The organism is Nonomuraea sp. NPDC047897, assembly GCF_043204415.1.
GTDB lineage: Bacteria > Actinomycetota > Actinomycetes > Streptosporangiales > Streptosporangiaceae > Nonomuraea.
Genome location: NZ_JBIDCC010000001.1, coordinates 315,173 through 333,730, shown reverse-complemented (window position 1 = coordinate 333,730; position 18,558 = coordinate 315,173). Strand labels below are relative to the sequence as shown.

The window sequence follows — 18,558 nt, the reverse complement described above, 5'->3', positions numbered from 1 at the left end:
CGCAATCGATAGCGACTTCTGACGATATTTCAGCATCGTCGGCCGTATGGCCTCTTCTGCACCGCCCCTGCTTCGACAGCGAAGCTTCCGCAACCTGTACGTCGCCGGCGCCGTCAGCCAGCTCGGCAGCCAGATCGGCTACGTCGCGATGCCCCTCCTCGCGGTCACGGTGCTGGCGGCGGGGCCGGGCGAGGTCGCCCTCCTCAGCGCGCTCGGCACGCTGACGGTCCTGGTGCTCGGGCTGCCCGCCGGGGTCTGGGTCGACCGGCTCCGGCGACGCCCCCTCATGATCGCCGCCGACGTGCTACGGGCCCTGGTGCTGCTGTCCGTGCCCGTGGCCTGGTGGTGGGGGTGGCTCGGCATGGGCCAGCTGTACGCGGTGGCCGTGCTGGTCGGGTCCGGGACGCTGGTGTTCGACCTGGCGGCGGTGAGCCTCCTGCCCGGGCTGGTCGGCCGCGAACGGCTGACCTCGGCGAACTCCCTCCTGGTGAGCACCGGGGCGGGGATGGACGTGGCGGGCCGGAGCGTGGCAGGGGTGCTCGTGCAGGTGGCGGGGGCGCCGCTGGCCCTGCTGCTGGACGCGCTCAGCTATCTGTGGTCGGCCACCTGGCTCCGCCGTGTCCCCGACCCTTCCCCGCCCGTCACCCCCTCCCTCACCCCACCCGCCGTCCTCCCTGAGCCCCGCCCCCTCACTCCACGCGCCACCCTTCCTGCCGCCCCGCCCCTCACTGCGCGCGCCACTGCGGACGCGCCCCTCGGTCCCCTCCGAAGCGGCGGCGCCCGGGACGAAGGCGAGCCCGACGAGGCCACCCGAGGCGGGACCGGCCGGCAGATCGTCGAGGGCGTGCGCTTCCTGCTCGGCAATCCGGTCCTCGTCGGGATGACCGTCATGGGCGCGATGGCGAACCTCGCCTTCCCCCTGTGTTCGGTGCTGCTGCCCGTGCTGATCGTCGACGAGCTCGACCTGCCGGAGTGGGTGCTGGGGGGCTATCTCGCGGTCGGCGGGCTCGGCACCCTGGCCGGGGCGGCCACCGCCCACCTGATCGGACGCCGGCTCGGAACCGGACGGGCGACGCTCCTGGTCAGCCTGGTCACCGCCCCGCCGTCCCTGGTGATCCCGTTCCTGGACCGCGGCTGGTGGCTGTGGGCAGCGGCAGCGGCGTGGTTCGTGCTGACGTTCCGCACCGGCGTCAACAACGTGCTGCTGGTCAGCGTGCGGCAACGGATCACACCGGACCGGATGCTGGGCCGGACGAACGCCACCATGCGCCTCCTCCTCACCGGCGCCGTCGGCCTCGGCGGGCTGCTCGCCGGGCTGCTGGGCGAGGTGTGGGGCGTGCGGGCGTCCCTGTGGGCAGGCGCGGTGATCATGGCGTCGAGCTGGCTGCCGGTGCTGCTCTCGCCACTGCGCCGGGAGCCCTGAATCGTGGTCCGATTCCCGCTGGTCGCCGCGTTCGACCTGCTGACCTGCGATTTCACGGTCACGTCCGATTTCCGCCAGCCGGACCGGCCGGGCAGCGCATAACGTCGGTGGCATGTCACCACTCGAGCTCGACTTCGACTCCTGCTACCGGGCGGTCGCGTCCCGGGACGCCCGGTTCGACGGGCGGTTCTACACGGCGGTGACGACGACGCGCATCTACTGCCGGCCGATCTGCCCGGCCCGCACCCCCGCCTCACGCAACGTGCGCTTCTACCGGCACGCCGCCTCGGCGGAGGCGGCGGGGTTCCGGCCGTGCAAACGGTGCCGGCCCGAGCTGTCTCCCGGTGACCCCGGCTGGGACCTGCGCGGCGACCTCATCGGCCGGGCCCTGCGGCTCATCGACGACGGCGCGGCCGACGACCACGGCGTGTCCGGGCTGGCCGCCCGGCTGCACATCACCGAACGGCACCTGCACCGGCTCTTCGTGGCCGAGCTGGGCGTCGGCCCGCTGGCGGTCGCCCGGACGAAGCGGCTGCTACTGGCCAAGCAGTTGCTGACCGAGACGGCCCTGCCGGTGACCGACGTGGCATTCGCGGCGGGGTTCGGGAGCGTGCGGCAATTCAACGCGGCGATGCGGGAGACATACGGGTTCACCCCCAGCGAGCTGCGGGCCACCGCGGGCGGCCCCGCCGCCAGACGACCCGCCACCCCACACCGTCCCGCCTCCCCGGCAACCGACGCCCCGGCAACCGCCACCGCCGGAAACGGCACCCCAGCAAGCGGCACCGCAGGAAACGGCACCTCAGGAAGCAGCACCGCCGGAACCGGCACCGCACCCGTCGGGACCCCGGACATCGGCTCCCCTGTCGTCGTCCGGACCGCGCCGGCCGAACCCCCGCCACCCACGCCCGGGGCCGCGCCGCTGCCCGTCCTCCCGCTCCGGCTCCGGCTGCACCGGCGCGAGCCGTACGAGGCCGAGGCGGTGTTCGCCTTCCTGGCCTCCCGGGCGATCCCGGAGCTGGAGGTCGCCGACCACACCTCCTACAGCAGGGCCGTCCCCGGCGGCACCGTCACCCTCACCCCCCAGCACGGCCACATCGCCCTGGACGTGGCCGTGGACGACACCCGGCAGCTCGCCCGCGTCGTCGCCAGGTGCCGCCGCCTGCTCGATCTCGACGCCGACCCGGCCGCGATCGCCGACGCGCTCGGGCAGACGTCGCTGGCCCCGCTGGTGGAGACACGGCCGGGGCTGCGGGTGCCGGGCGCGTTCGACGGTTTCGAGCTGGCGGTACGGGCGGTGGTGGGGCAGCAGATCTCGGTCGCCGGGGCGCGTACCCTGCTCGGCCGGATCGTGGCTCGAGCCGGCCGCCCCCTGGTCCCGCCGCCGCCGCCCCTCCGCACCGGGCCCGCGCCGACCCGCCTGTTCCCCGGCCCGGCCGAACTCCTGGAGGCGGACCTGCAGGGGCTTGGCCTGACCAACCGGCGGGTGGCCACCCTCAAGGAGCTGGCCGCCCGTACCGGCGAAGGACGGATCGACCTCGACGGCGGCCAGGACCCCGCCGAGGCGGTGGCCGAGCTGGTGGACGTTCCGGGCATCGGCCCTTGGACCGCCAGCTACATCGCGCTGCGGGCGCTGCGCGACCCCGACGCCTGGCCCACCGGCGACCTGGTGCTCACCAAGCGCATGGCAGCCCTGGGCATTCCCGGCGACCACATCGAACGGTGGCGGCCCTGGCGGGCCTACGCCGCCCTGCATCTCTGGAGCTCAACATGATCGACGCACAGGTCCTGCCCACTCCGATCGGGCCGCTCTCCCTGCTGCTGCGCGACGGCGTGCTGGTCGCCGGCGGTTTCACCGCCGAGCCCAAGGAGATGTACGCCCGGCTGTCGCCGGAACTGCAGGCCGAGGGGCTGACCATCGTGGACGACCTCGGCCCCGCCGCGCAGGCCGTACGCGACTACCTGCGAGGTGACCTGGACGCCCTGGACGACGTCCCCGTCGAGCAGCCGGGCAGTGCCACCCGCAAGCGGCTCCACCAGGCGCTGCGCGAGGTGAGGCCCGGCACGACGGTCTCGTACGCGCAACTGGCCGAGCGTGCCGGGCTGCCCAGGACGGCTGCCCGGGTGGCGGGCTCGGCCTGCGCCCAGAACCTGATCGCCCCCTTCGTCCCCTGCCACCGCGTGCTGCCCAGCACGGGCGGCTACGGCGGCTACTACTACGGGGTACCGGTCAAGGAGTGGCTCCTGGCGCACGAGTCGGGCCGGCTGGCCCTGGGCTGACGCCCCGCGCACCCCGGGCGCGAGGGCCCGTCATCAGGCGAGCGCGTCCCCACGGCAACCCCCGGGGGCGCGCTCCGCCCTTGCGCCGGCCCTGCACGCATGCGACGGCCGCGTGGTCGGTTCAGCTCGCGGCCCTCGCCGGGCGGGGATCGAGGTTCGGCGTACCTGCGTCTCGGCGTACCTGGAGTGAGGCGAGCCCGGCCATCGCGAGCCCGACCACGCCCAGCAGCGCGGCCGTCCAGGCGGGAGCGGCGTACCCGAGCCCGGCGTCGATGGTCAGCCCGGCGGCGAAGGAGCCGATCGCGTTGCCCACGTTGAAGGCCCCGATGTTGGCGGCCGAGGCCAGCGTCGGCGCGCCGGACGCCGCGTCCAGCACGCGGGTCTGCAGCGGTGGCACGGTCGCGAACCCGGCCACGCCGAACAGCGTGATGACGACGACGAACGCGATCTGGTTGCCCGCCACCACGGCGAGGACCGCGGCCAGCACGGTGAGCAGCCCGACGGAGCCGTAGATCGCGGGCATGACGGCCCGGTCGGCGAGCCTGCCGCCCACCAGGTTGCCCACCACGAGCCCCACCCCGAACAGCGCCATCACCACCGGCACCGTGGCGGAGGAGAACCCGCCCACCCCGGTCATCATCGGCGCGATGAACGTGATCACCGCGAACACCGGCGCGAAGCCGAACACCGTCATCAGCAGCGCCAGCCACACGCCCCCCTTGCGGAAGGTCGCCAGTTCGCGCAGCACCCCGCCTGTCGGCCGCGGCTGCCGGGGAACCAGGGCGACCACGCCGATCAGCCCGACCAGCCCGATCGCGACCACGGCCCAGAACGTCGCCTGCCAGCCGAAGACCTGCCCGATCCACGTGCCGAGGGGCACGCCGAGCACGTTGGCCAGGGTCAGACCGGTGAACATGAGCGCGATGGCGCTGGCCCGCTTCTGCGGAGCCACCAGGTCGGCGGCCACCACGGATCCGACGCCGAAGTACGCGCCGTGCGCGAACGCGGCAAGGATCCGGCCGGCCATGAGCACCCCGTACGAGGGTGCGAGCGCGGAGAGCAGGTTGCCGGCGATGAACAGCACCATCAGGGCCAGGAGCATGGTCTTGCGGGACAGGCGGCCGCCCAGCATGGTCAGCGGCGGCCCGCCGACGGCGACCCCGAGGGCGTAGCCGGACACGAGCAGCCCCGCGACGGGGATCGTCACACCGAAGTCGGCAGCCAGCTCCGGCAGCAGTCCGTTGATGATGAACTCGGTGGTGCCGATGCCGAAGGCGCTGATCGCGAGGGCGAACAGGGCGAGAGGCATAGAATCTCCTCGAACGACGTTAGTAAGCGTAGACATTAGTTGCAGACGCTGGCTAACAGACCATACAAATATCTCGGAGGGATGTCACATGCCCCTAGCCGATGACGCCGTCGAGGCGCGCGCCCAGGGCTGGCGCACCCTCGCCGCACTGCACGCGAAAATCGAGGACAGGCTGGAGAAGGCTCTGCAGAAGGAGCACGGGCTGAGCGTGAGCGAATACACCGTGCTCGACGTGCTGGACCGGCAGGACGGCTGGCACATGCGGATGCAGCAGTTGTCGCGCGCCGTCGTGCTCAGCCAGAGCGCCACCACGAGGCTGGTCACCCGCCTGGAGAACCGCGGCCTGCTCCGGCGCTACCTGTGCGAGGACGACCGGCGCGGCATCTACTCCGAGGTCACACCCGATGGCCGCGACCTGCTGGCCCAGGCGGTCCCCACGCACGACGCGGTGCTCAAGGAAGTGCTGGCGGAAGCGGCAGCGCTACCCGAACTCGCCCCCCTGGCCGCCGTCATCGCTCCCTGAACCGCTCACGGCACCGGCCGCCCCACCTCCCGCCCACCACCACCACGCTCTGCCGCCGTTGCGGCCGCATGCCGGTCGCCCGTTGCGGGCCGCATGCCGGTCGCCCAACGCACCCGCGCCCACCGCCGACCGCCCGCGCCCTGCGCGGCCGGTCGCGGTCGCCCTGCCCGCGGAGCCGATCGACCCTCAGGGGTTCGTCACCGTGCTCTGCACCTCGCCGACCGGCACGTCCCGCGTCACCCCCACCTCGACGGGCGCGTACTGCACGGGCACCACGTTGTCGGCCACCTCGACCGGCCAGACCGTCGTCACGGTGAGCTGGTAGGACTCGCGCGGCCGGTCGAGCGACGCGCGCAGGTAGCGCACCCCGCAGCGGAACGTGCCGCCTTTCACGTACGGCCTGCCCGACGGCCCGCAGTCGTCGCTCACCTCGGCCCGATCCGTGCCGACACCTGGGTCGATCTTGAGGCTCTTCAGCGTCGCCACCACGGTGGCGCTCATCACACCGGGGATCGACGCCGTCGCCGAGCGGGTCGTCTCGCCGAGGCTGTCGAGCCACACCCAGGTGGGCAGGTTGACGTAGCTCTTGGCGTCGGGGTTCAGCCTGACCGTCGGCTCCGGCACGGTCAGCGCGGCCCTGGCGATGTCGGCCAGTTCGCGCAGGGTGATGCCCTGGGGCGGAGTGGTGTTCGGGGGCACGAAGACGAACAGCTCCATGTCCGTCCAGCAGGCCGTCCCCCGGGGGTCGGCGGAGTTGTAGGCAGGCGTCCACCAGCGACCGGGCTTGCCGATCTTGTCCTTGAACTGCTCCAGGTAGCGCAGGAAGCTCTCCTCGTCCGCCTTGATCCGGGCGAAGTGGTCGGCGGAGTTCTCCTGCGCCTTCAGCATCTCCTCCGGGGTGGGGCCGGGCTCGTACCAGCAGGGGCTCGTCAGCCGGTAGCCGTCGCTGCGGCCGCCCTTGACCCCGTTGCCCGTGACCACGATCTTGGAATGGGTCAGCGTCAGAGACGTCGTACGCCCCCGCTGCTCCCCCTTGGCGCCGAAGTCACCGCCCGGATCGCGAGGATCGACCCGCGCGCCGGTCTCGGCGCGCATGACGGCCCCACCGGCCGTGGCGACGCGCCCGGCGTGGGCACCAGCGCCGACCGGAACACCCCGCTCGACGTGCGCGCCCGCACCGAGCAACAGCATCCCCGCCGCGAGCACCGGGACGATGGAATTCATCGGCCACATCCTTCCGACCCCTGGACGAACGTTCTGATGCGCCACACTCCGTCGTCACCCCGCCGTGCGGCGACGGCCTGCGTGTACGGCTCGCGCGTCCAGTCGGGCTGCCGCGCCACCGCCTTGCCGGTACGCGTGGAGATCAGCCGTAGCCGTGACTCGTCCACGCACGTGTTGACCTGCACAGCCCTGCCCACGACGGCCTGGATGCGCAGGTTGTAGAGCCGGGCCACGCCCCGCAGCGATCTCTCCTGGTCCGCGAACTCGCTCACCCACGCGTGCGCCTGCCCCGCCGCCTCGGACTCCAGGTTGTCGAGGTAGCGGTCGTCGCCGGTGACGACCGCCCGGCGCACGTTCAGGTAGGAGTCGGCGACCAACCGCAGCCGCGGATCGGCGTCGACGGGCCATTCGATGCGGACCCGCATCTTCTCCCCCAGCGACACCGTCTCCACCCCGGGTTCGGGGGGCGTCAAGCTCGCGTCGGCGGACGGGGCCACGCTGTCCCCGGCGGACGGAGCCGACCCTGGCTCCCGGCTCGGCGAGAGGTCCGGCGTCCCTCCGGATGACGGCGTCGCCGACACCGGCGCGTCGTTCGGCAGGTAGGGCCGCTCGGCCTGCCCACAGCCCACCACCAGGGACACCATCCCGGTGATCCCCACCGTGCCACGGATCCACGCCTTCACCGCCCGGCCCCTACCACCCGCAAGACCGCCTCCTCCAGCGACCCTGCACAGCCGCCCCGCACACCAGCCCTCCCGCAAACGCCTCCCACACAGCCGCCGCGCGCACCAGCCCTCCCGCAAGCGCCTCCCACACAGCCGCCCCGCGCACCAGCCCTTCCACGCCTCAAGCCGATTCGCACAGCCACCTCCTCACCCCCCGGCAGCACCGTCTCCCGTACGACCGCCCGCCGCGGCCGCATCTGCCCCCCGACCGCCGGTCCGTGTCCCGCCACCGCTCTCATGCCGTCGACTTCCTCACCATGTGGATGCGCCAGGTGGGCAGCAGCTCGTCGATGAGCGCCTCCGTCTCCGGTGCCAGGCCCCCGCCGTACGCCCTGAAGCGCGGCGTCCCCATCAGGGCGTCCACCACGGCGCGCAGCCGCACCGGGTCACCGGTGGCATGCGTGGCGCGCAGCAGAGTGCGCCACAGCGACTCGTCGTCGGCCGCCAGCAGCAGCGCCGCGCGTACGGCCGCGACCGCCGCCTCCGGCGCCCCCTGCTCCAGCCGGATCTCGCACAGCCGGTGGGCGACGTCAGCCACCATCGCCGTGACGTCGTACTCCAGGTCGTCGGCGGCCAGCCACGCGTACCGGCCGGCCGGGCGCCCGCTCAGCAGCGGACCCCGCACCAGTCCGAGCGCCCGCTCCAGCAGCAGGACGCGCGCGGTCGGATCACGCTCGGCCCGGCGCACGAGCTCCCGGAACAGCGCCCAGTCGGTACGCACCCGCGGCCCGAGGCTCAACCGCCCGGCGTCGTCGACGAGGAGGTGCTCGGGGCCGAGCCAGTCGGCCACCCGGGCAATCGCGGCATCCCTGACCATCGTCTGCGCCCCGCGCGGCCACAAGACACCGCCGAGCACCGCCGGATGCACGCCTCCCGGATGGGTGGCCAGGTAGACCAGCATCTCGGCTGCCAGACCCATGCGACCTTCTTCCAGCGGGCCGAGGCCGGCGATCTCGATGGGGCCGAGCAACCTGATCTCCACCTCGGGCGGGTGCAGGTCCTCCAGTGGCCGCGTCTCCGACAGCGGCTCGCCGTCGAGCCGTCCGGCCGTACGGAACAGGTCGATCAACGCCTGGTAGTGGCGACGCGGGAGCAACTGGGCGGTCACCTCGAATCCCAGCTCGGCGATCTTCGCCTTGCCCTCATCGGTGATCTCCAGGGTCCAGGTGGCATGCGGCACGTCACCGGCCACCACGTACCCGGCCGTGTCCCGGCGGGCGAGCAGGGCCAGCCGACGCGCCTCGTCGTAGGTGGGTGTCACGGCCGACAGCAGGTAGTGGGCGACACGTGGGCTCCCCATGACACGGCCCGTGAGCACCTCCTGGCGGGGCGCGGCGGCAGCCTCCAGCTCGGGCAGCACCTCGGCCAGGCCGCCCACCGCCCGGACCCGTTCGGGAGCGATCGCGGTCAGCTCCGCGCCGAAGCCGACAAGCGTGATGCGCATGCGATCCGACCAGCGGTTGGTGGCCAGTTCGACGGCCAGCGCGGCGAGGGCTGCCGCGGTCTGCGGGCCCCGGATGTTGATCAGCCCCTGCGCCGCCTCCAGATCGACGAGCACCCGGCCGCCCGCGTCGGTGCCGAGCGACACCAGGCCGGGGTACGGTGCTCCGCCCTGCGGATCGTCGGCCAGCAACCGGCCCTCGTGCGCGGGCAGCCGCCACACCTGTCCGCCGTCCTGGACCGTCCACGGGTGGGGAGCGTCGCCGTCGGGCGGGTGGATCCACAGGTCGAGGTTGCGGGCCGACAGATGCGCCGCGTACACGGTCGGCGGCGTGCGGCCCCGCGCGGCCAGCTCGGCGCCCAGCAGGCGCAGGCCGACGTCGAGCATCCGCGTGCCCGGCGCGTCCGCGCCGATCCTGAGCGCCACCTCGGCGGAGGCCGCGTCGTCGCGGGGGCGTACCACCCGTCGGCCGAACGCCCGCCGCCACAACTGCTCACGCCGCCGCCTGCCGAGCACGGCCAGCAGGCCCGCGGCGGCCAGTGACGCCCCCGCGAGATAGTCGACCAGGTCGGGGCCGTCGCCCCGGTCCGCCGCCCTGCCCGCCTCCGCTGCCGGCCCCGCGTCGGCCTTCGCCTCCGCGGCGCCCTGCCGGTCCGGGCTCTGCTGGCCGGCGCGGCGCTTGCCCAGCTCTTCCCTGACCGTCTGCTCCGCCTTGTCGGCGACCCGTCCCGTTACGGCCGCCTTTCCGGGATGTTCGCGCAACGTCTGCGTTCGTGCCTGTGTGACCGGGACGACGTGGGTGTTGCGCGCGTCGTCCGGCATGTCGAGGACCCAGCCGGGCCTGATCAGATCGGCCATCCGCAACCGGGCGCCGTCGGGCTGCTCCTTGTGCTGGTTCAGGCGGAAGATCTCCGGATAGCGGCGGCCGTCGCCGAGGCACTTCTCCGCGATCTCCCAGAGGCTCTCGTGGTGGCGGCCGTGGGGTGGCTGTACGACGTACACCTTCTTCGTCCGCTGGGTCTCCAGCACCTGTTCGACGACCGGCGCGCTGTACGCGACGGCGGTCATGGGGGTGGGGGCCGGCACCGGCGCCCCGAGCCTGGCGACGGGCACCGCCACGGCTCCGGCGGTGAACAGCAGCAGCACAGCCGACACGAGCCGGTTGGCCAGCGCCTGCGGCCCGCCGGAGAGCGGCACCCTGGCCGGCATCCCGACCCGCCGCACCCCGGCGTACACCTCGACCACCACACAGGCGAACAGCTGTAGCCAGGCCAGCCATACGAGCAGCACCAGCACGGCGACGATCGTGGACGGCCCGACCTGGTCGAACAGCAGGTCCATGTCCAGCAGCTCCGGCGCGACCGGCGGGCCGACGAACGTCAGCAGGGCGTACGGCACGCCTCCCACGAGCGCGACCAGCGCGACCAGGGCTGCGAGGCCGGCCAGCACGTCCCCGGCGGTCCGCCCGGCCGGAATTCGCACGGGCGGCGCCGCCCCGCCCCTCCGTCCACCTGCGTCTCCCAGGTGGCGGCCCGCCGCCCGCGCCCGCGCCTCGTACCCCGCCCGCTGACCGACCGGCCGCGGCCCCTCCACATACCTCCCCCTGCGCCCACCGCCCTCAGTCCCGGCGGCAGGCCTCACCCGACCACCGGCATGACCAGCCCCGGCGCCACTCCCGTAACCCAGCACACCCTCAGCGCCACCGGACGTGTCCGGAAACCGCGCCCCATAAGCAGCGCTCGCGTGTTCGCCACCACCGGCAGCGCCTGCGTATCCAGCATCACCATCACCAGCGTTCGCATATCCGCCACCACCGGCAGCGCCTGCGTATCCAGCGTCACCATCACCAGCGCTCGCATACTCAGCCCCTTGACCGGCTCCCCCCGGCCGACCTGTATACCCGGGCCCGCGTTGAGGCTCTTCCCTGTCCCCGCTCCTGGCACCGGCCGCCGGCCCTTCCAGGAAGTAGGCCGCCTCCCTGGCATAGCGGGAAGTCCGGCCCGAAGGCCGTGGCGCTCGCCCGCCGTACGGAGCCATGCGTTCTGCGGAAGCAGCCGATCCTCCAGACCCGCCCGAGCCCGCGCGCCCAGCGGAAGCGTCGATGCCCGCCGAGCTCCTGGGAGCCGCCGAGCTGGAGTCGGCGGCTACCGTCCCGTCACCCGAGTCAAGGGCGTGTCCCCCGCCGATGCCGGGCTGTTCGACCGCGCCGGGAGAGTGGGGGCCGGTGAGGCGCGACTGGTCGCCCGCAGGCGTCGGCTCGGAGGGGCGGGCGGGCGTGGGCCCGTGGGGGCGGGCGGGCTCTCGCGTCGGCATCGCCTCTCCTTTCTCGCGTCCAGCGTCGTTGCTCATCGCTCCCTGATCCACCAAGTGACTGGAATCGGTCTGGCTCATCTGGCTTCGGGACCGGCCGTCGCCTTTCCCCGCATCTCGGACCCCTGGAAGCCGAGCGCGCCGAGGAAGAACGCCGTCCAGGCGACGTTCACGGTGACGGTCACCGCCGCGCCGCCCTGCTCCACGGCGCAGGAGCCCGCGGACACCCCGTCACCGCCCTGGGCCGCCATCACCTCGTCGACCCGGCCGCACACCTGCCCGTCGTCCAACAGCCTCGTTCGACCGGTGGCGCGCAGGTGATCGACGTCGATCTGGTCGGCGCCCGCGCGTGCGGCCTGCTCGGCGATGTCGGCGGCCCGCAGCCGCGCGTTGATGGCCGCTCCGCCGTCCACCAGCAGCCCCGCGAGCAGGAAGACCACCACGGAGAACAGCACGGTGAACACCGACATGGAGCCGCGCTCGCCTCGCCGTGCCGCCGCGCCCTTCACTCGACCCTCCGGAACTGCTCCAGCGGAACCACCGCCGTGCCCGTCAGCTGTTTGGTCACGTCGAAGCCCAGGAACCCCAGGTCCAGCTCACAGGTCACCTCGGCGTGCACCTGGCCACCCTCCTCGAACCGGGACTCGCCCAGATCGACCGTGGGCTGCGCGCAGGAGCCCTGCAGCACGTCAGTGGTGACGGCCTCGGCGGCGGCGCCCGCCGCGTCGAGCGTGCGTTGCACGGAGGCGGCCCGTGCCGCGTCGCGCGCGGCCCCGTTGACCTCACCCTGCGCCTCGACCAGCCGCCCCGCCCCGGCCAGGAACATGAGGAACAGCAGGAAGACGGGTGCGAGCATGACCGTCTCCACGGCCATCGACCCCCTCTCCCCTGCCCCACGCCTGCGCGTGCTCCGACGCGCTGCCGGCTCATTCACAGTCGTCACCCCCGTTGTCCGGCCGGAAGCACTCGACCGGACCACCTGACGTCGCCGTGACCGTGAACGCCAGCTCGGGCAGCAACGGCACGACCTGCACCGCGCTCCCCCGCACCGTGACGAAACGCTGGTCCGGGTCCTTGGCCGACGTGGTCGCCGTCGCGTTGGCGAGCAGCCGCGGACCGATGGCCCGGACGACGGCTGTGGCCTTCGCGCTCGCCTCCGCTTCCCAGGAACCCGAGTCGAAGGGAGCCGAACGGGCCACCCTCGCGCCCTCACGGGCCGCCGCCTCGGCGACCTGGCGTCCGTGGAACCAGAGGGCGACCTGCACGATGAGAAGCACGACCGCGAGGACGACCGGCATGAGGAGAGCCAGTTCGATCACGGTGGCCCCGCGCTCCCGACGTGCCCGGAGGCGGGACCGGATCACGTGTCGCCGCTGCCACCGCCGAAGTTGTTCTGGATCTCGCCCTGTTTCTGCTCGACCAGCGTCTTGATGAGCGTGGCGAGGCCGAGCGCGACACCGGCGATGATCGCCGTGATGATCACCCACTCGACGGCGGAGGCGCCTCTGGAGGGCGCGGTACGGGCGTGGTGGATGCGCACACCGAGGTACGCGCGGAGGTAGACGATCCAGGGATGATTCATCAGGACCCCAACATCTTCATAGCGGCCGGAAAACTGAGAAAGATCACGAACCCTGCGCACAGCAGTAACTGGGCGACGAGCATCGACTGGGAACGCTCACCGGCCCGTCCCTCGATCTCGGCCAGCTCGCGTCGGCGCAGCGTGGCCGCCCTCGCCGTGAGCGAGGCGCGCACTTTCGCGCCGTCGTCCGCGACGAGGCCGAGCGCGGCGGACAGGTCACGCAGCTCGTCGACGTTGATCTCTTCGCCGAGCTGACCGAGGGCCTGCCACGGGGTGATGCCGACGATCCGCGCGCCGCTCAGCGCCTCACGGATGCGGGACATCGCCCAGTTGGGCTGGTCGCCGCTGACCGAGACCGCCATCAGGAGCGCCTCCGGCACGCCGCGACCGCCCGCGAGGTTCATCGAGACGAGGTCGAGGAACGCTCCGACCACGTGCCTGAAGTCACGCCGTTTGGCTGCGGCGTCCCGCCTGACCTGCAGATCCGGCAGGAAGAAGAACACCGCCGCAACGGCCACGGCAGCCCAGAACGGCACGGCGAGGGACGTGCCCCAGCCCATCAGGAGGAGCCAGCCGAGCAGCACGGGGAAGGCCAGCAATCCGGCTGCGGCCAGCAACACCTTGGTGGCCAGGAAGCCTTCGAACGACCGGCCGACCAACGCGAGGTCTGCCTTGGTGGACCTCACCTCCCAGCCGCGCGTCGCGTACACACGCGCCAGCCGTACGCCGAGCCCACGGCGGAAGGCGCTCACCTCCTCGTCGGGGAGCACGAGCTGGAGCCGTGGCGTGCCCGTGTCCTCGCGTGCGGCCTCGATCGCCAGCAGTCGCGCCACCAGGCCGGGCCGGGCGGGGAACAGCGCACGCAGCAGCAGGAACAACCCGAATCCGAGCACGCCGCCCGCCAGCACGCCCTCAACCATGGTCACCTCCGACCAGAAGCCGAGTGGGCTTGTCGAAGCGGGCGAGCCGCCGCATCCACGCGAACCCGGCCCCGAACAGCCCGGCCACGACCACGAGCACCGCCTGGCCGAGCAGGCTGCCGTATTCGCTCACGTACGTGGGGTTGAACAGGACGAGCAGCGCCGCGAAGACCAGAGCCGTGATGACGACGATCTGCACACTCCTCCTGGTCGAGCGGCGTTCGGCCTCGACACGACGCCGCATGTCGAGCTCCTCGCGAGCCGAGACGGCCAGCGCGCCGAGCACGTCGCGCAGGCCGGGGCCGCGCAGCTTGGAGTTGAGTATCAGGGCGGCCACCACCAGGTCGGCGGAAGGGTCGTCCAGGTCGTCGGCGAAGAGCGCGAGCGCGTCCGGGAGCGCCATCCGGGTGTGCAGCCGATCGACCAGTGCCCGCAGGTGGGGTCTCAGCATCGGTGCGGCGGCCCTGATCGAGGCGGGAATGGCCTGTTCGAGTCCGGCCGCGCCGGCGATCGTGTCACGCAGTGACTCGGTCCAGGCCGCCAGGCCCTCGAGCCGCCGCATCGCGTCGCGTTCCTCGGCCGCGCCGCCGGACAGGCCGCGCCAGGCGAACACCAGCAGCACGGTCCCCACCGCCACGACGGGCCAGCCGGTCACCACGAGCACGGCGGTGGCCGCGACGCCGGCGATGGCTGCGCGGGTGGTGAGCATCCTGACGAGGTGACGTTTCGGTTGAGCCGGTCGGGGGCGCATGCCGTACAGGGAGAGGACGAGCAGGAACAGGCCGCCTCCTGCGGCCGCGCCCGCGAACATCGCCAGCGGATCCAAGGCCGTCATCGTCACCAGCCTCCCGGGGTGTAGCCGTGCGCGATCAGCTCGGGCAGGCATGAGACGGGAGCGTGCGGCACGGCGATGCCCTCGGCGCCCGGCACGAAGACCTCGCTCGACAGAACGCGGCCGTCGCAGCCGTTGACCTCACGGATGCTGGAGACGTAGCGGCGCAGGGTGCCGCCGCGATGGTAGTCGTTACGTTTCTCCACGAAGACGACGAAGTCGATGGCACCCGCGATGAGCATGTGGGTGGCGTCGATGGGGAGGCGTTCGGCGGCCTGCAGGGCGTAGGTGGCGATGCGGTTGAAGACCTCCATGCTGGAGTTGGCGTGAATGGTGGACAGGGAGCCGTCGTTGCCCTGGGTCATCGCGTTGAGCATGGTGACGATCTCGTCGCCGAGGACCTCGCCGACGATCACCCGGCTGGGGTTCATCCGCAGGGACCTGCGGACCAGCTCGGCCATGGTGATCTCGCCCTGGCCCTCGGAGTTGGGCAGGCGTTGCTCGAAGGCCACGACGTTGGGGTGCAGTTCGGGGAACTGGTCGAGGCCCAGCTCCAGCGCACGTTCGACGGTGATCAGGCGTTCGGTGGGCGGGATCTCGTTGGCGAGAGCGCGCAGCAGGGTCGTCTTGCCGGCGTTGGTCGATCCCGCGATCATGATGTTCTTGCGTGCGAGCACCGCCGCTGTGAGGAAGCGGCCGATGTCAGGGCTCAGCGTCCCGTTTCCGACCAGGTCGGACAGGAAGACCTTGCCGAGCCGGGACCGGCGGATCGACACGGCCGGCCTGAGCGTGACGTCCATGACGGCGCTCAGCCGGGACCCGTCCGGCAGCCGGAGGTCGAGTTGAGGGTTGGCGGTGTCGAACGGCCTGCTGGACAGCCCGGAGTAGGCTGCGAGGATCTGGATCAGTTCGATGAGCTCCTCGTCGGACTCGGCGACGGGATCGTGCATGAGCTCCTGGCCGTCGGCGTAGCTGACAAAAACCTTGTCGCAACCGTTGATGTCGATGTTCTCGACGTCGGGATCGTCGAGCAGCGGCTGCAGGCGGCCCACACCGAACAGCGCGGCGTGGATGCCCGCCGCGAGCGCTTCCTCCTCCTCGACGGTGGGCGGCGTGCGGCCCGAGCCGATCTCGCTGCGCGCGTGCTCCTCCAGGACTTGCGAGATCAGCGCCCTGGCGAACTGCCTCTCGTCCTCGCCGGTCATCGCGGGCAGCCCGTTGGCCTGGTCGAGCCGGCGCTGGTGGGCGAGGCGGTCGCCGACCTCCTGGCGGAACCGCTTGACGAGCGCGTGGTCGATCATGGCTCGTTCACCAGCCGTCCCACGAGATCGCGGGCCGTTCGGATGAGCAGCGAGCGGTCGAGGCGGCCGCCCCATTGCCCGCGCAGCAGCTCGGCCCCCTTGGGGTCGTAGGCGAGTCCGTGCACGAACCCCACGCTCGGCCCCACGATGCGGCGTACGTCGTCGATCGAGGAGCGGTAGCTGCGCGGGTCGGCGATCACCACCACGCCGTGCGCCTTGGTGATCGACAGACGCTCGCGCAGGTGCGCGACCTGGTCGAGCGTCGCCCTGGTGAGCAGCACCACCTTGTCCGCCTCCGCGAGCAGATCGGCGAGCTGGGGCTGGGCGCCCAGCCGTCCGCAGTCGGCGATCACGTCGGCGTCCGGGATCGCGGCGAGTGAGCGGCCGAGCGGCCCCCACAGCCAGGCGAGACCGGCCGCCTGCTCACCATGGGTCAGCCCGGCCAGCACGTCCAGCCCTCCCACGATCTTCTGCGTGTGCGGATGGATCTGTGCGTGTGCGAGCCCGCGGCGTGCTGTCGCGGCCAGTGTTAGCAGGCCTTTTCCCGGATTGAGCACGCCGCCGTCGGCGGACGGCAGCCGGTAGGCGATGTCGCCGCCCGCGGGGTCGCACTCGGCGAGCAGGACCGGCCGCGGCCACACCGCGGCCAATGCCGTCGCAGCGGTGGTCACGCCCGGCGCGCCCTTGTCGGCTGCCAGCACGATGAGCGCCACGTCACCGAGCCCCTGGCAACTCGGCCACCGCGATCTCACCGCTGGAGGCGTGACGGAGGACTTCGGGCGACACCGACGAGTCCACGATCACGGTGATCAGCCCGCTTCCGCCGGCTCGGCTCGACTCACCGACGCTGAAGACGAGCGCGCTCTGCGCCAGCACCCGGCTCTCGGCCTGGCTGGTGCGGGCCGGCACGTGCACCACCTGGACGCGGTCGCCCTTCTGCAGCCCGGCGGGTGCCTGCCCGGGCTTGAGCGCGAGCCCCACCTTGGCCTTGCCGGGCCCCAGCTCGGCGCTGGCCCGCACGCCCATGTTGTTGGTGAGCAGTGTGCCGGGGAGGAGCGTCACGGCGGCGAAACTCTTCAGCACCTGTTGCCGCTGGGACCAGTCGACGTAGTCGATGCCTGTGTCGGCGATCTGCACCTCCTCGATCGCCTGTTGGGTGAACTGCTGGCCGGCGCCGATCTGCTGCGTCACCCTGATGGCGGAGATCCGGTCGCCGCTGCGCATGACGAGCAGCGTCGTGGCGAGTGCCCCGCCCAGGATGAGGAGCACGGCGAGGGCCGCCAGCGCAGGCTTCCGCTCGCGTGGCGGGACGGGAAGCTTGCGCGACGCCGGACCGGACAGTCCTGCCGCGTTGACGGCAGGCTTTTCGCTTGTCCTCATGGGTGGGGGGCTCCCATTAGAGAATTGTCGAATTCACGCCATTATGTGCATCCATGGGCCATGGGTGGGGCCAGAATGCGAGGAACCATGCTCGTTTCGCAGGTGGGATGGTGTCAACCCGTAATAACCGATGCCTGTTGTTTCTAGCAAGTTGACGCCATCGTCTTTTGGGGCTAACCGCCACAACAGCCACATCAGCCTCCTTGCTCGCTCGATTTTCGGTTTCGGACATATGCGTCCTTATGGACAACTTCTTGTGGCGCTCGCGCCGTCACGCCTCACCCGCCGCTCCTCCGGCGCAGCCTGCTGCCAGATCCCAGGACCGGGCGAAATGCCGCACTCATCCATCAGAACAAACTCGGCACACCCACCCCAGGGCGTCCAGCGCAAGGCTGTCACCGCAGGACCGGTGGCGCCCTGCTCAGGCACGCCGGAGCAGGGCGCCTCGGCCCGGCGACGCTTCTTCTCCCCGGACTCTCATGCCAAGCAGGGGTTCACCCGCGCGCCGCGGTGCGGCAAGCTACAGCCTGGTCGACCTGGGCGACGGTCGCCCTATTTCGGGCACCACACATCCCGTACAAATCCGCAATATCCGCACCGCATGCTCCACATCGCCCTATCATGCGCTGGAGCGCAACTCTTCATCGCCGATCGCGTCAAATGATCACATTGTCAGGGACTTCATGCACCGTCTGACCCGACAGGGACGGAAGGCCACGTCCGAACTTTAAGGCCGCCGACGCCCGAGGTCGAATGACTTATCCACAACCGTTCCCCGCATGGGCGAGTTATCCACAAGCAGCGGCTTCCATGCGCATGCCGCCAACCCGCGCGCTTAATCTCGCACCGGGCGCTAGCGTGGCGCCCGCAATCCGGACCCCGAGGAGACGGCACATGCGGATCATGCTCACGGTGCTCGGCGAGCAGGGCGACCGTGACATAGTGCTCGACGGCGATGACAACGTGACGATCGCCCACGTGAGTGAAGCGCTCAGCGGTCAGCCGAGGCTGGCCCAGGTCGTCCGGCTCTCCCGCGCTCGCGCGCCCTACGGCATGTCTGCGCCACATCCCATCGACGCCCGGCCGCGCGTGCCCGAGCAGCGTAGTCCTTCCAACGGCAGCCCTCTCAACGGCGGGGCGGGCGGTGGCTCGCGCGTTCCGGAGCACGATGATCCCTTCCAGCGCTCCGAGCGCGGGGGCTCGCGAGCCGGTGGTGACTGGCAGGGCCCCGATCCCGCGCCACGCTCCTTCGAGCCGTCCCGCGGCTCCGGCCCGCACAGACCTGAGCGACGTGGGGGCACGGCGGGG

At 72.0% G+C, this 18,558-nt stretch carries 18 protein-coding genes; 4 read left to right on the top strand and 14 right to left on the bottom strand.

The features are described from left to right. The first annotated feature begins 46 nt into the window (after positions 1-46). The 3 genes from ACGF0J_RS01495 (at position 47) to ACGF0J_RS01485 (ending at position 3,703) form a co-directional block, all read left to right on the top strand. Complete coding sequence (locus ACGF0J_RS01495) at positions 47-1,423, top strand: MFS transporter (protein WP_393141186.1); 1,377 nt, start codon at positions 47-49, stop codon at positions 1,421-1,423. Between the two features lie 112 nt (positions 1,424-1,535). Continuing rightward, on the top strand, positions 1,536-3,197 hold the full coding sequence (locus ACGF0J_RS01490) for a DNA-3-methyladenine glycosylase 2 family protein (protein ID WP_393141184.1): 1,662 nt from the start codon (positions 1,536-1,538) through the stop codon (positions 3,195-3,197). Next, positions 3,194-3,703 carry a methylated-DNA--[protein]-cysteine S-methyltransferase gene (locus ACGF0J_RS01485; protein ID WP_393141182.1) on the top strand — a complete coding sequence of 170 codons (510 nt, stop codon included), beginning with the start codon at positions 3,194-3,196 and terminating at the stop codon, positions 3,701-3,703. Before ACGF0J_RS01490 ends, ACGF0J_RS01485 begins: the two co-directional genes overlap by 4 nt. Positions 3,704-3,824: 121 nt before the next feature. On the opposite strand, the gene ACGF0J_RS01480 is transcribed toward ACGF0J_RS01485, so the two are convergent. After that, positions 3,825-5,012, bottom strand: coding sequence for an MFS transporter (locus ACGF0J_RS01480; RefSeq protein ID WP_393141180.1), 1,188 nt, complete (start codon positions 5,010-5,012; stop codon positions 3,825-3,827). A gap of 88 nt (positions 5,013-5,100) precedes the next feature. On the opposite strand from ACGF0J_RS01480, the gene ACGF0J_RS01475 reads away from it, so the two are divergent. Continuing rightward, complete coding sequence (locus ACGF0J_RS01475) at positions 5,101-5,535, top strand: MarR family winged helix-turn-helix transcriptional regulator (protein WP_393141178.1); 435 nt, start codon at positions 5,101-5,103, stop codon at positions 5,533-5,535. Between the two features lie 186 nt (positions 5,536-5,721). Here the strand turns inward: ACGF0J_RS01475 and ACGF0J_RS01470 are convergent, their stop codons facing one another. From ACGF0J_RS01470 to ACGF0J_RS01410, 13 genes are all read right to left on the bottom strand, one after another. Continuing rightward, positions 5,722-6,759: a hypothetical protein gene (locus tag ACGF0J_RS01470; RefSeq protein ID WP_393141176.1), complete on the bottom strand. Its 1,038-nt coding sequence runs from the start codon at positions 6,757-6,759 to the stop codon at positions 5,722-5,724. Further along, positions 6,756-7,442: a hypothetical protein gene (locus ACGF0J_RS01465; protein ID WP_393141174.1), complete on the bottom strand. Its 687-nt coding sequence runs from the start codon at positions 7,440-7,442 to the stop codon at positions 6,756-6,758. Before ACGF0J_RS01465 ends, ACGF0J_RS01470 begins: the two co-directional genes overlap by 4 nt. A gap of 277 nt (positions 7,443-7,719) precedes the next feature. After that, positions 7,720-10,407 (bottom strand): BTAD domain-containing putative transcriptional regulator, encoded by a 2,688-nt coding sequence (locus ACGF0J_RS01460; RefSeq protein WP_393141172.1) that lies wholly within the window; start codon positions 10,405-10,407, stop codon positions 7,720-7,722. Between the two features lie 155 nt (positions 10,408-10,562). Next, positions 10,563-10,784, bottom strand: a complete 222-nt coding sequence (locus ACGF0J_RS01455; protein ID WP_393141170.1) for a hypothetical protein — start codon at positions 10,782-10,784, stop codon at positions 10,563-10,565. Between the two features lie 528 nt (positions 10,785-11,312). Beyond that, positions 11,313-11,744: a TadE/TadG family type IV pilus assembly protein gene (locus tag ACGF0J_RS01450; protein WP_393141168.1), complete on the bottom strand. Its 432-nt coding sequence runs from the start codon at positions 11,742-11,744 to the stop codon at positions 11,313-11,315. Next, the gene (locus ACGF0J_RS01445) at positions 11,741-12,109 is read right to left on the bottom strand and encodes a TadE/TadG family type IV pilus assembly protein (protein ID WP_393141166.1); all 369 of its coding nucleotides are present in this window, start codon (positions 12,107-12,109) and stop codon (positions 11,741-11,743) included. The genes ACGF0J_RS01450 and ACGF0J_RS01445 overlap by 4 nt, the downstream gene beginning before the upstream one ends. Positions 12,110-12,161: 52 nt before the next feature. Beyond that, on the bottom strand, positions 12,162-12,554 hold the full coding sequence (locus tag ACGF0J_RS01440) for a TadE/TadG family type IV pilus assembly protein (RefSeq protein ID WP_393141164.1): 393 nt from the start codon (positions 12,552-12,554) through the stop codon (positions 12,162-12,164). Between the two features lie 41 nt (positions 12,555-12,595). Beyond that, positions 12,596-12,817 (bottom strand): Flp family type IVb pilin, encoded by a 222-nt coding sequence (locus tag ACGF0J_RS01435; protein WP_393141162.1) that lies wholly within the window; start codon positions 12,815-12,817, stop codon positions 12,596-12,598. Next, positions 12,817-13,737, bottom strand: coding sequence for a type II secretion system protein (locus ACGF0J_RS01430; RefSeq protein WP_393141160.1), 921 nt, complete (start codon positions 13,735-13,737; stop codon positions 12,817-12,819). Before ACGF0J_RS01430 ends, ACGF0J_RS01435 begins: the two co-directional genes overlap by 1 nt. Beyond that, positions 13,730-14,572: a type II secretion system F family protein gene (locus tag ACGF0J_RS01425; protein WP_393141158.1), complete on the bottom strand. Its 843-nt coding sequence runs from the start codon at positions 14,570-14,572 to the stop codon at positions 13,730-13,732. Before ACGF0J_RS01425 ends, ACGF0J_RS01430 begins: the two co-directional genes overlap by 8 nt. A gap of 2 nt (positions 14,573-14,574) precedes the next feature. Further along, positions 14,575-15,870, bottom strand: coding sequence for a CpaF family protein (locus tag ACGF0J_RS01420; RefSeq protein ID WP_393141156.1), 1,296 nt, complete (start codon positions 15,868-15,870; stop codon positions 14,575-14,577). Continuing rightward, positions 15,867-16,583, bottom strand: coding sequence for a hypothetical protein (locus tag ACGF0J_RS01415; RefSeq protein WP_393141154.1), 717 nt, complete (start codon positions 16,581-16,583; stop codon positions 15,867-15,869). Before ACGF0J_RS01415 ends, ACGF0J_RS01420 begins: the two co-directional genes overlap by 4 nt. A 1-nt stretch (position 16,584) precedes the next feature. Next, positions 16,585-17,250, bottom strand: coding sequence for a hypothetical protein (locus tag ACGF0J_RS01410; RefSeq protein WP_393141152.1), 666 nt, complete (start codon positions 17,248-17,250; stop codon positions 16,585-16,587). Positions 17,251-18,558 lie beyond the last annotated feature (1,308 nt).